General features: G+C 35.8%; 9 protein-coding genes. 5 read left to right on the top strand and 4 right to left on the bottom strand.

Annotated features, from left to right (window positions below):
* Nucleotides 1-90: 90 nt before the first annotated feature.
* The 5 genes from B3C16_RS05130 to B3C16_RS05110 all read left to right on the top strand — a co-directional run bounded on the left by B3C16_RS05130 (nt 91) and on the right by B3C16_RS05110 (nt 8295).
* The gene (locus B3C16_RS05130) at nt 91-4614 is read left to right on the top strand and encodes a translocation/assembly module TamB domain-containing protein (RefSeq protein WP_291129506.1); all 4524 of its coding nucleotides are present in this window, start codon (nt 91-93) and stop codon (nt 4612-4614) included.
* A 142-nt stretch (nt 4615-4756) separates the two neighbouring features.
* On the top strand, nt 4757-5743 hold the full coding sequence (gene pfkA / locus B3C16_RS05125) for a 6-phosphofructokinase (RefSeq protein WP_121314315.1): 987 nt from the start codon (nt 4757-4759) through the stop codon (nt 5741-5743).
* A 65-nt stretch (nt 5744-5808) separates the two neighbouring features.
* On the top strand, nt 5809-6819 hold the full coding sequence (gap, locus tag B3C16_RS05120) for a type I glyceraldehyde-3-phosphate dehydrogenase (protein WP_291129503.1): 1011 nt from the start codon (nt 5809-5811) through the stop codon (nt 6817-6819).
* 141 nt (nt 6820-6960) lie between these two features.
* A complete protein-coding gene (locus B3C16_RS05115) occupies nt 6961-7812 on the top strand; it encodes a BadF/BadG/BcrA/BcrD ATPase family protein (protein ID WP_121314313.1) in 852 nt (283 codons plus the stop codon).
* Between the two features lie 108 nt (nt 7813-7920).
* Complete coding sequence (locus B3C16_RS05110) at nt 7921-8295, top strand: methylglyoxal synthase (RefSeq protein WP_121314312.1); 375 nt, start codon at nt 7921-7923, stop codon at nt 8293-8295.
* A gap of 35 nt (nt 8296-8330) precedes the next feature.
* Here B3C16_RS05110 and B3C16_RS05105 read toward each other — a convergent pair whose 3' ends face one another.
* From B3C16_RS05105 to B3C16_RS05090, 4 genes are all read right to left on the bottom strand, one after another.
* Nucleotides 8331-9284 (bottom strand): Fic family protein, encoded by a 954-nt coding sequence (locus tag B3C16_RS05105; RefSeq protein WP_291129497.1) that lies wholly within the window; start codon nt 9282-9284, stop codon nt 8331-8333.
* 187 nt (nt 9285-9471) lie between these two features.
* Nucleotides 9472-10032, bottom strand: coding sequence for a hypothetical protein (locus tag B3C16_RS05100; protein ID WP_147406870.1), 561 nt, complete (start codon nt 10030-10032; stop codon nt 9472-9474).
* A gap of 405 nt (nt 10033-10437) precedes the next feature.
* Nucleotides 10438-10824: a RidA family protein gene (locus B3C16_RS05095; RefSeq protein ID WP_291129494.1), complete on the bottom strand. Its 387-nt coding sequence runs from the start codon at nt 10822-10824 to the stop codon at nt 10438-10440.
* A 23-nt stretch (nt 10825-10847) separates the two neighbouring features.
* A complete protein-coding gene (locus B3C16_RS05090; RefSeq protein WP_414655254.1) occupies nt 10848-13517 on the bottom strand; it encodes a putative LPS assembly protein LptD in 2670 nt (889 codons plus the stop codon).
* Between the last annotated feature and the right edge of the window lie 123 nt (nt 13518-13640).

The raw sequence follows: 13640 nt of genomic DNA, 5'->3' as shown, positions 1-13640 counted from the left end.
AATTTTGATTTATATTTGACAAGCCTACAAAAAAATCGAAAATAACAATTTTTTTGCAAAGGTAATTTTCTTTCCTAAGTCATACACCATTTGGAAAAAAATAAAAAAGATAGCAAATTAAAAAAAGTCAGAAAGATTGTTTTGCGCACCATTGCTGTGCTGCTATTGCTTTTGCTGTCGGTTGTTATTGCCTTGTCCTTGCCGTATGTTCAGACGAAAATCGCTACTTATGCTACCGATCAACTCAATGAAGATTATGGAACCAAAATTTATATTGATAAAGTAGCCATTACTTTTTTTGGCGGTGTTAAGCTGAAAACGGTAATCGTTTTAGACCATCACAACGATACTTTGATTTATTCTAAGCGTATTAAAACCAGTATTCTCGACTTGAATAAGTTGATTAATGGAAAGTTACTTTTTGGAGATTTGGAATTAGATCAATTTTACCTTCAAATTAAAACCTATAAGAAAGAAAAGGAAACCAACTTAGATTTGTTTATAGCGGCTTTTGATGATGGCAAAAAAAGCAGCGGTAAGTTTCTGATGACCTCAAAAAACATTTTTTTGAAAAACAGCCGATTTACAATGATTGATGAAAATCGCATTAATCCTAAAGATGTTGATTTCACTAAATTGAATGCTCATTTAAAAGATTTTAAAATCAGTGGACCGGATGTGACCGTCAATATCGCAAAGATGAATTTTCATGACCATCGCGGTGCTAAGATTGATAATTTGTTGGCTAATTTTACTTACACCAAGAAAAATATTAGGTTAGAAAAGCTGGAAGTCAGAACTCCTGAATCTTATTTGAAGGGAGAAGTTGTATTGAAATACAATAGAGACAATAGAGATTTTAGTGATTTTAACAACAAAGTGAAATTTGAAGTAGCCATTGACAGCGCGACTTTATCAACGAATGATATCCGTTATTTTTACAAAGAATTAGATAAAAATCAAAAGTTCTATTTGAATACAAAAATCAAAGGAACGATGAATGATTTTTATGCTACGAACATGTATTTGCGTGACCGTAAAAATTCAATTATTAAAGGTGATGTCAATTTCAAAAACCTTTTTCCTCGTGCACCGGGATCATTTTATATGAAAGGAGATTTTGATAAAATATCTTCTAATTACAATGATTTAACCAAACTGTTGCCTAATATACTCGGGAAAAAATTACCAACCTCTTTGCAGAAGTTAGGTCAATTTCACTTTGTCGGAACCGCTGAAGTAACCCAAGAATATCTTAATGCCGATTTTGTGATGAACACGGCTTTGGGTTTGGTTGAATCGGATTTACAAATGTCTGACCTCAATAACATTGACAATGCTAAGTATAACGGATATGTTATACTGGATAATTTTGATGTTGGTAGTTTGATTAATGACAATAGTATTGGGAAAGTGAGTCTTGATTTAGAGATTAGCGGAAAAGGATTTACCCAAAAATACCTGAACACTTCATTCATTGGAGATGTTTTTCAAGTGAACTATAATGGTTATAACTACACTAAAATTTTAGTAGACGGCTCTTTTAAACAACCCATTTTCAAAGGAAAAGTCAATGTGAATGACCCCAACTTGTTTATGGATTTTGACGGAACGGTCGATTTGTCCGAAAAGGAAAATATCTATGATTTTCATTCCAAAATTGACTATGCTAATTTAGTAAAACTGAATTTTATCAAAGACTCCATTTCCGTTTTTAGAGGTGATATTGTGGTAAATGCTACCGGAAGTTCGCTTGACAATCTGAGAGGAAATTTAGTGTTGACCAATTCCTCTTATCAAAACAAAAAAGACATTTATTTTTTAGATTACTTAGAACTAAATTCAAGTTTTGATGCTACAGGAGAAAGAGACATAACCATTAATGCTCCCGAAGCTATTGAAGGTTCTGTGGTTGGAAAATACAAGTTGAATCAAGTGCAAAAAATGATAGAGAATTCCTTAGGAAGTTTTTATTCCAATTATAAGTCTAATAAGGTTTTGCCTAATCAATATTTGAAATTCAATTTTGCCATTAACAGTAAAATCATTGAAATTTTTAATCCCGATATTACTTTAGGACCAAATACAAATTTAAAAGGGAATATTGCTTCTGATACCAAGAATTTTAATCTGAATTTCAATTCGCCTAAAATAATAGCTTACGAGAACACTTTTGAAAATGTATTGGTTCAAGTTGACAATAAAAATCCTTTATATGGCGCCTACGTTCAAATGGATTCTATTAAAACCAAGCATTACAAGATTCGGGATTTTAGCATGATTAATACTTTTTCTAAAGATACTTTGCATTTCAGAACCGAATTTAAAGGCGGTAAAAAAGGACTTGATTTTTACAATTTAAACTTTTATCACACCATTAATAGTGACAATAATAATGTCGTTGGTTTTGGTAAATCGGAATTGCAGTTCAAAGATTATTTGTGGTTTTTAAATGAGGAAGAAGATGACCAAAGCAACAAAATTGTCTTTGATAAAAAGATGTCCAATTTTTCATTCGAGGACTTTGTTATATCGCATGAGAATCAAAAAATCAACTTTATAGGTCTGATAAGTGGTAAGCAAAACAAAGATTTGGAACTCACATTCAACAATGTCAATTTGAATAAAGTCACACCCGATGTGGAGAAATTCAGCTTTGATGGTAATTTGAATGGAAAAGTTAATTTCAAGCAAACCAATACCATTTTTCAGCCTACGTCCATGCTGAAAATTGACAGTTTATCGGTTAACGGAATTGCTTTAGGAAATTTAAGTTTAGATATTAAAGGAGATGAAACGTTGACCAAATTCTATTTGGATTCCAATTTGGAAAATGAGAATGTTGATTCTTTTAATGCAGATGGTAGTATAGAAATTGCAGATGGTCAGACTTTGTTAGATGTTGATTTGAGTTTTGATAAGTTCAATTTAGGCGTTTTAAGTAAAATAGGAGGAGATGTTATTACCAACATTCGTGGATTTGCGACCGGTAATGCCCGAATTGACGGCAATGTAAATAGCTTGGATTACAATGGACGATTGTACATTAATGAGGCCGGATTGAAGATTCCTTACTTAAATACCGATTACCAGTTTGTCAACAATTCGATTGTTGATGTAACCGAAAACAAGTTTATCATCCGGGAAACGACTATTACTGATACCGAATTTGATACCAAAGGAAATATTAGTGGTTTTATCAAACACAAACAATTTGGCGATTGGCAATTGGATTTGGCAATTAATACCGAACGCCTTTTGGCATTAAATACCAAAGATTCTGAAGATGCGGCTTACTACGGAATGGCTTTTATGGATGGTTCAGCTTCTATAAAAGGACCAACGGATGGTTTGATGATTACGGTGAATGCGGAATCGGCCAAAGGAACAGATATTAAAATCCCAATCAACGAAGCGGAATCTGTGGAAGAGAATAGTTTTATTCATTTTATAACTCCGGCCGAAAAAGCCAATAAAGGAAATGATAAGATTGCCCAAAATAAAAAGTACAACGGTCTGGAATTAGACTTCAATTTTGAAATTAATAAAAACGCCGATATCGAAGTGATTTTGGATAGAAATTCCGGACACGGGATGAAAGGCAAAGGTTATGGAACATTGCTTTTTAGAATTAATACTACCGGAAAATTCCAAATGTTTGGAGATTTCATCGCTTTAGAAGGGGAATATAATTTTAAATACGGTGGAATAATTGATAAAAAATTCAATGTTAAAAAAGGAAGTTCCATCAACTGGCTCGGTGATCCAATGGCAGCAACGCTCAATTTGGAAGCCGTTTACGAAACTTCAGCCAATCCTGCGGTGTTGATTGACAATCCATCGTTCAATAAGAAAGTGGATGTGGAAGTGGTTATTGCGGTTAAAGGTAATCTGGCTAATCCGGAACCTGATTTTAATATCAATTTCCCAACAGTGGCAAGTTCCCTTAAATCTGAAATCCAATACCAATTAGATGATAAAGACAAACGTCAGACACAAGCTTTGTACTTACTTTCTACCGGTAGCTTCTTGAGTCAAGAAGGTGTAAATCAAAACCAATTGTCTAACAATTTGTTTGAAAAAGCGAGTAGTCTTTTCAAAGATATTTTTTCGGGTGATGATGATAAAATCTCTATTGCACCGGAATATGTAGTGTCAGACAGAACCGGAACCGGTCAAGAAACTGACGCCAGATTTGGAGTTACCGTTTCTTCCAAAATCAATGACCGAATTACCGTAAACGGAAAAGTAGGTGTGCCGGTTGGTGGTATTTCTGAAACCGCAATTGTTGGTGATGTTGAAGTGCAATACAGAGTAAACGATGACGGAACGCTCAATTTAAGGGTATTCAATAAAGAAAACGATATAACTTATATAGGTCAAGGTATTGGTTATACACAAGGCATCGGAATGTCTTATGAAGTTGATTTTGATACCATGAAAGAACTAATCAACAAGATTTTTAAAAACGCCAAAATTGATCGCGCCAAAACCCAAAACCACGCCGATCAAGATTCAGAAATGTTTCCTGATGGTATTCGAATGAAGTCGGACAAGGACAAGAAAAAACCAACACCGGTCCAAAATAAAGAAGCTATTCCTACTGAGGATTAGCCTTTGATTTCCCCTCTCTACTAGAGTTAGCGAAAAACTTATCAACGAAAACGATTGAATTCCACCTGTTTTATTAATATATTAATAATATGGGCGAGAAACTACTTCATCTTTGCTAATTTTACATTTTAATCAGATAAAAATGTCTAAAAGCATAAAAAAAATTGGCGTACTAACTTCCGGTGGAGATTCTCCGGGAATGAATGCAGCCATCCGTTCTGTTGTAAGAACTTGTGCCTATCACCAAATTGAGTGTATAGGGATTTACAGAGGTTATCAAGGAATGATTGAAGGCGATTTTAAAGAAATGGGTCCGCGTAGTGTAAACAATATTGTAAACAAAGGCGGGACTATTTTAAAATCAGCGCGTTCAAAAGAATTCATGACGGTTGAAGGCCGACAAAAAGCCCATCAAAATCTTGTAAACGCCGGCGTTGACGCTTTGGTGGTTATCGGCGGTGACGGTTCTTTTACCGGTGCCGAAGTTTTTAATAACGAATTTGACTTTCCGGTGATGGGAATTCCGGGTACGATTGACAACGATATTTTCGGAACCAGTCATACTTTAGGCTATGATACCGCATTAAATACTGTAGTGGAAGTAATCGACAAAATTCGTGATACTGCGAGTTCTCATAACCGACTTTTCTTTGTCGAAGTAATGGGAAGAGATGCCGGTCACATCGCGCTAAATGCCGGAATCGGAGCAGGAGCAGAAGAGATTCTGATTCCCGAGGAAGATTTAGGATTAGAACGTTTGTTAGATTCTTTAAAGAAAAGTAAGGCTTCCGGAAAATCATCGAGTATAGTCGTGATTGCTGAAGGTGATAAAATAGGGAAGAACGTATTCGAACTAAAAGATTACGTAGAAGCCAATTTACCGGAATATGACGTAAGAGTTTCGGTGCTAGGTCACATGCAACGCGGTGGCGCACCATCTTGTTTTGACCGAGTTTTGGCGTCAAGATTGGGCGTAAAAGCAGTCGAATCTTTACTCGAAGGCAAAACCAATTTTATGGTTGGTTTGTTAGCCGATAAAGTAGCGTTAACCCCATTAGAACAAGCCATTAAAGGACATTGTGAAATCGATAGAGAGTTGTTGAGGGTTTCTGATATTATGTCAACTTAATAACAATTTCAATAACAATTTTTAGTTTAAAAATTAATAAAATATAAATAGAAAATAAAAGAAAAATGTCAAAAGTAAAATTAGGTATTAACGGTTTCGGAAGAATTGGAAGAATAGTTTTCAGAGAAACTTTTAATAGAGATAATGTAGAAGTAGTAGCCATCAACGATTTATTAGATGTAGATCATTTGGCTTATTTATTAAAATACGATTCAGTTCACGGTCGTTTTGCCGGAAAAGTAGAAGTAAAAGACGGTCAGTTATACGTAAACGATAAATTCATCAGAGTTACAGCAGAAAGAGATCCAAAACTAATCAAATGGGATGATGCAGCCATTGACGTTGATGTTGTAGCAGAATGTACAGGAATCTTTACCACAATCGATACGGCCAAAGCACACATTGATGGTGGTGCCAAAAAAGTAATCATTTCAGCGCCTTCAGCTGATGCGCCAATGTTTGTGATGGGTGTCAATCATCTTGAAGCTAAAGCAACAGATACTGTAGTGTCTAATGCTTCTTGTACAACGAACTGTTTAGCGCCATTGGCCAAAGTAATCAACGATAATTTCGGAATTGTGGAAGGTTTGATGACAACTGTTCATGCCACTACTTCGACTCAAATGACTGCTGACGGACCATCCAGAAAAGACTGGAGAGGCGGACGTGCTGCCAGCGTAAATATCATTCCTTCCTCAACAGGTGCTGCAAAAGCTGTTGGAAAAGTGATTCCGGCTTTGAACGGAAAATTAACCGGTATGTCTTTCCGTGTGCCTACGGTTGACGTTTCTGTGGTAGATTTAACCGTGAAAGTAGCCAAAGAAACTTCGTATGAAGAAATCATGGCGGTATTGAAAAAAGCGTCTGAAAATGAACTAAAAGGGATTTTAGGATATACTGAAGATGACGTAGTTTCTCAAGACTTTGTTTCTGATCCAAGAACTTCGATTATTGATGCTAAAGCCGGAATTGGTTTGAACTCAACGTTCTTCAAATTGGTTTCTTGGTACGATAACGAATACGGTTATTCAAGTAAATTAATTGATTTATCAGTGCACATCGCAGGCTTAAAATAATTAAATGACAAAATCCCGCTATCTTTGCTGATGGCGGGATTTTTTATACCTAAACTAAACCAAGATAATAAAAGAATTAAGTTTTATAATTTGAATTCAACTTCAGATTCGTAATCCCTAATTCGTAATTCCTAATTAATTATGAAATTATTAGTTGACAGTGGCTCGACCAAAGCCGATTGGATTGCAATTGATGACAACGGAAAAGTGCTTTTCACGACCCAAACTTTAGGCCTCAACCCTGAAGTATTAGACAAAGAAGAAGTGATTGCCCGTCTCGATGATAAGTTTGATATCGAACACAATAAGGATAAAGCCACGCATTTGTTCTTTTATGGCGCCGGTTGCGGTACCGACAGGATGAAAAACTTCCTAACCAAAGTGTTTGAAGAATATTTTAAAAATGCTGTAGTTTCGGTTCATGAAGATACTTACGCTGCAGTTTATGCTACGACGCCCAAAGACGAGCAAGCAATTGTTTGTATTTTAGGAACGGGTTCTAACTGTAGTTTTTTTGATGGGAAAGTGTTGCACCAAAAAGTACAGTCCTTAGGCTATATTGCTATGGATGACGGTTCCGGAAACCGTTTTGGCAGGCATTTACTTCGCGGGTATTATTTTAATAGTATGCCGACAGATTTGGCCAAAGAATTTGAAGAAGAATACAATTTAGATGCAGATTATATCAAATCTAATTTATACAAAGAAGCCAATCCAAACGCGTATTTAGCGACTTTCGCTAAGTTTATTATCAAGCACAAAGACAATCCTTTTTGCAAAAAAATCATCAAAAAGGAATTGAAATCTTTTGTCAAAAACTACATCATGCAGTTTGACAATTGCAAAGACGTTCCGGTGCATTTCGTGGGTTCAATAGCATTTTATTTGAAAGACGAATTAGAGCAAACTTTAGCCAAATACGACATCAAAATAGGCAACGTACTCCGAAGACCAATAGACGGTTTGATTGCGTATCACATCTTAAATAAATAATATTAAAAGCCTCAGAATAATTCATTTTGAGGTTTTTTTTGCGTCCTCTGCGTAAAACCCAGTGACCTTTGCGGTTAAAATTCTAAATTGCACCAAAATACAATCTTTATGGAAATAGCTATTATAGCACATGATGGAAAAAAAGCCGATATGGTTCAGTTCATCAATAAGAACAAAGACCTATTGCAAAAAGAAAACATCAAACTCATAGCTACCGGAACAACCGGTGGAAAAGTAGAAGCCGTGGGCATCAAAGTAAAGCGAATGCTTTCGGGACCAATGGGCGGCGATGCTCAAATTGCGGCACGTGTAGCCGAAGGCAAAACCAAAATGGTCTTATTCTTCAAAGACCCCAACTCGAGCCATCCACACGAACCGGATATCAACATGCTGATTAGAATTTGCGATGTACACAATATACCTTTAGCGACTAATGAAGCTACGGCGCAGTTATTATTGTTGGGATTGGATGAGGTGAAGTGAAGGTAATTGCGTAAAACGGATATTAGCAACAGTAATTATTTTACTATATATTTAGTTTTGTTGAGATTCCCAATACTTTCAAACATAGTCAATTCAATTCCTTTTTTCAAATCTCTGCTTGCCGTTGCAGATGACAAATCTTTAAATATGTTCATGTAGTCTTTTCGGTTAAACTCTTTTATGCCTAGGTTTAAAAAATATTCCAAACGATCAATATCTTTTAAAACCCTATTATTGTAATTGAGTAAGCTTTCCAGTGACTTATCAATAACACCCAGCATATATTCAATAAAGACAGTTGACTTTCCGGACTTGTCACTTAAAGCTAAAGATTTATAATATTCATCCTGAGTTTTGCTGATTAAATTCTCGAAGGGTAAAAATTCAAAAACCGGATATTCAGCCATTAGAATCAAAGTTTGCCAAAGTCTTCCCATTCTTCCATTTCCATCTAAAAATGGGTGAATAAATTCCATTTCGTAATGAAACACACAGCTTTTTATTAAGGTCAATTCTTCTGAATCTTTCAGATACTCAAACAAATCTTTCATTAGATATGGAATATTTTCAAAAGGTGGTGCGATGTGTTCAATCTTTGTTCCTTTAATTATTCCAACACCTTGCGTCCTATATTTTCCGGCACTTTCAATTAATCCATTCATTAATTTGAGATGCGCTTTTAAAAAGCTCTTGTCGGAAGAGAATTTATAGCTTTCTAATCTTTCATACACTTTGATAGCATTTAAAACTTCTAAAACATCTTTTTCTGGTCCAATCACTCTTTTGTTTTCAATTAATGCTGTGATTTGTTCTTCCGTTAATGTATTGCCTTCAATTTTCAAAGAGGAATGAATTGTTTTAATTCTATTCTGTTTGCGAAGTTGTGGAGATTGCTTACTAAGATAATTAGCATTAACAGCTCCAATTTTCTCTGAAATCGAACTTATTAGTTTTAAAATTTTCGGAGTAATGTCGTAAGGCGGTTTCATTGATAATATCATTTGATAGTATCAAAGATAGGTTTTTTCCGTGAGCGTTCAAAATTATTGTTGCCAACGTCGTGGATTGTAATCTCGATCTCGGTACGGAGATTAATTATGGATGCTTCGGAGCCAAGGAGAATTCGGGAAAAGCCCAAGCGAGCAGTTGCTGCAAACGGCTGTTAGCAGCATGTTTTTACCAAATTTTCCACCACTTTTTGTTTAACACGATTTGTGGAGTTTCATTAAAATCGAATGTTTCAAGGTTTAGAGTGAAATTGCTCTTATCAAGACCTTTTGTAGATTGACAAAACTCATTTAGTACACCTCTTAAAATTCCATCACCTAACTCTACATTAGTAATTCCATCGAAACATAAGTGCTCAAAATGGTTAATTTTATCAATATCTTCTACCACTGAGATAGAACACTCGCCAATCAAAACAAAAAGATTTTTATATTCAAAAACCTCTTTATAGTCAAGTCCAAATTCAATGATTGGTTTTACATTTTCAATATCGATAATGTAACAAATTCCAAAAGCAATAATTAGAATGTTTGTACTATCTTTTATTTCAGAAGCAAACCTTAATTGAGAATTTCCTCTTTCAAAATTACCAACCCATTCACTATTATCTTTTCTAATGAACTTTACTGCCAATCCTTCTGAAAATTGTTTGTAACCATTTTCGGGAATTGAAATGTACATATCTCCATGTGCAGGTAAACCGTCTAGTATTTCAAATTTTCTTTTCAAGTATTACGTGTTTAAACTTGCCCCTAACTTATCAATAAGTACTAAACCCAAATAAGTTTTTCTCAAATATATAAAAATTCTATACTTATCATTCCTTTATTGTTTTTCGGGAGTCCGATATTCGTTTGCGACAGTCAGAAGATAAAAAATGGATGTCCGCAATGCGTTTGTGGTCTTCCGAAGTTCATTTGCTGGAGTCCGAAGCATTTCTGCCACAGTCCGAAACTTGTTTGTGAGAGTCCGAAGCTTTCTTGCTCGAGTCCGAAGCTCGTTTGAGGGAGTCCGAAGCTCGTTTGATGGCTGCGAAGGCTTGGAAATGCTGTAAAGTTGTTTTTTTTACAAAAAAAATCCTTTATCGTTTTTTACAATAAAGGATTCGTCTATTTTTAAACTGAACACTGAATACTATTTAATCGCTGTCATCGAAATCTCCACATTCACGCCTTTCGGTAAACCTGCCACTTGAACCGTTTCTCTAGCCGGAGCAGTAGCTTCATTAAAGTAACTGCCGTAAACCGAATTGATTCGGGCAAAATCACCCATATCCATAATAAAAATGGTTGTTTTTACCACATGGTCAAAAGTCATATCAGCTGCATCTAAGACCGCTTTCATGTTCTCCATCACTTGTTTGGTTTCGGTTTCGATATCGTCTAAAACCAATTCCATCGTAGTCGGATTCAAGGCAATTTGTCCTGAAGTGTATAAAGTATTGCCCACTAAAACCGCTTGGTTATAAGGTCCAATCGGCGCCGGCGCTTTGTCTGTAAAAATGATTTTTTTATCACTCATAACTCATAATTTATAATTCATAACTATCTAAGAGTTCTATCAGGAAGCGAACGTTTATCCCATTTGATATCGCTCAACACACCCGATTTGATTCCGATAAAGAATCCCCAATAGGCACTGTCACCAAAAGGAACCCAGTTGAAATCCATACGCCAACTCAACAAATCTCTTTCAAATCTGAATTGGGTAAAAGTCACACCTCTTTGTACAAAGTCGTAACCCGTAGATACCCCAATTTTCCATTTAGGCGTCAAATCGGTATTCATCGAAATCATTACCGAATTTCCGGTGATTTTTTGTTCTCGGTTGTTATTAGAATAGGTTAGGGAATAGGCTAAAGTCATGTCCCAAGGCAATTCATATTTAAAAAACTCTGTCGGTGGTTTTTCTTCGCCCTCATCTTCCTCAAATTGGCTCTGGCGTCGGTCACTCAAATCGGTGTTGGTTCCAAATAAGTCATCTTCGCGACCGCCATTTCGTTTCCCTTGTTCGTTTTTCTTCTCTTTATCACCATTCATGTCTTTGCTCGAAAAAGAGTAGTTCAAAGTCATATTGGCGCTTGTCATTCTGAACAAACTTCCGCCATTGTCAATATTCCAAGTATCGATTCTTTGTCCCGAATTGTTAATGGCATACGGATCAAGCGTTGCGGCAAAATTGATATTCATCTTCTGATTCAGTATCTGTGTTCCACCACTAACACGCATTGGTGACCAGCGCAAGGAATCGGCTGTGATATCATAACTGGTTGAGAAATTCAGGTTGTTTAGCAACATGACTTTCTTGGGTTCTGTTGCGGTTGAATCTTTATCGGTTACTTTAGCTTCAAAAGTATTACTCAGGTTAAAGCCAACGTTGTTTGACATATTTTTCCCCGGTGCACCAAAAATACCGCCATCAAAACGGGTGTACTCTTTTAGCATTGTGCCGCTGCCATTCGGATCATAGGTGTCATAATATTTCTCAAAACTCGGCGTGTAACTGTAAGAAACGTTGGGTCTCATGACATGGCGAATCGCTTGAATTTTTTTATTTTCGCCAAAATTAAAAGTTCCGTAAATCGTAGTTCCTAGACCTGCAGAAAACGAATAGGTTCTAAAAGCATCAAACCCTTGAATGTCTGTGTCAACTACTTCATTTGTATTGGCGTCATATTCTTTTCTGATGGTTTTTAAATACCAAACCTCATTATAATTCACCGAAGTAGAAGCACTAAAGTATTTGAAAATTTTAAAGTTGGTACTCAACGGAATACTGTGTTGGAAACCTACTTTAGCATCGCGGAACATTTCAGATTTGAAGAAAAGTGAATCAGTGGTTTCAATTCTGTTTTCACCTCTTAGGTTATATTGTAGATTGATGTTTTTGAAAAATCCTTTTTTGATACCTTCTTTTGGCGCAAACGGGAAAATCCTATCGACACTCAATTGCAAAGTAGGCAAAGTCATATTGATTTGTTCCGTATTGGTATTTTGCGAATGGGTTGCAGTCAATGAGAGGTTGACTTGCGGAACGGAATTGAACGTCTTAGAATACGAAATCGAAGAACTCAAAGTATTATTCAACCCTGAACTCACGTTCATCTGATTTAAAGATTGGCGGAAATACTGGCTACTTCCTAAGTTTACCGAAGCAGAAAATCTTGAGTTCGGATTCGACTTTCCGTCTTTAGAGTGTGACCATTGAATGTTATAATTGTTGGCTCTAGAATAGTCGGGATAACCTCTTTCGCTTTGGATTAAATTTTCAAATCGAATGTTCACATTTCCGAGGAACTTATATTTTTTGGCATAAGACGATTCAAATCGAAAACCATAACTACCATTGGTATAATAATCGCCTAAAATGGCCAAGTCATAATTATCACTCAAGGCAAAATAGTAACCGCCATTTTGCAACGAAAAACCACGAGTATTACTGTCGTTGTAGGTTGGAATAATCAAACCCGAACGCGCTTTGTCAGACATTGGGAAAAAGGCAAACGGTAACGCAATTGGTGTTGGTACATCGGCAATTACCATATTGGTGATGCCCACCACAACTTTTTTTCCTGGAACCAGTTTTACTCGGTCGGTCTGGAAATAATACTCCGGATTGTCAATGTCTTTGGCGGTGGTAAAACGAGCACCTTTCATAAAGTAGACAGAGTCGTTTTCCTTTTTGGTAATCGCAGCTTTGATGTTCATTTCACCTTGCTGGCTTCTTGAATTCCAGACCAAAGCTTTTTTGGTTTTTAAATTAAAGCGAATAGAATCCGGTTCAACCTCATTAGCACCTTGTTTAAAAACCGGTCTTTGGGAAAGATTGCCTAGCGAATCTTTGATTCTTCCGGCGTAAACTTCATCTTTTTGGTAATCAATGACAATGATACCCGATTTCAATTCGATATCTTGATAATAAACTTCGGCTTTGTTGTAAAGCGTGATTGTTTTTTTCTTTTGGTCTAACTTCTCATAATCGAGGGCTTTCCTTCTGATTTTACCATCTAATAGCGCTTTCTTAGGTTTTATACTGTCTTTTTTAGTTGAATCAATCACTTTAGTCAAGTCTTTTAATTCAATTTTAGTGCTATCTGTCTGGTTTTTAGCTGGGAAAGGATTGCTTTTTGGAGGTAAGTCTTGTGAATATGTTTTCGCGTTTCCCAATGTTAGGAAAATTGTTAAAAAAACGATATTAAATAAGTTTCTTTGCAAAGGTTTAATGCTATTTTTGTAGAAATATGGCTTGGTTTTTGACGTGGCAAACTTAAACAATATTTTCGGTCAAAAATAGGTAAATATTACATTTATGACCGCCGGGTTTTAATTAAAATTAAC

Origin of the sequence: Flavobacterium sp. UBA7682, assembly GCF_002482945.1 — a bacterium.
Taxonomy (GTDB): domain Bacteria; phylum Bacteroidota; class Bacteroidia; order Flavobacteriales; family Flavobacteriaceae; genus Flavobacterium.
This window is presented reverse-complemented; position numbering and strand designations above follow the sequence as displayed.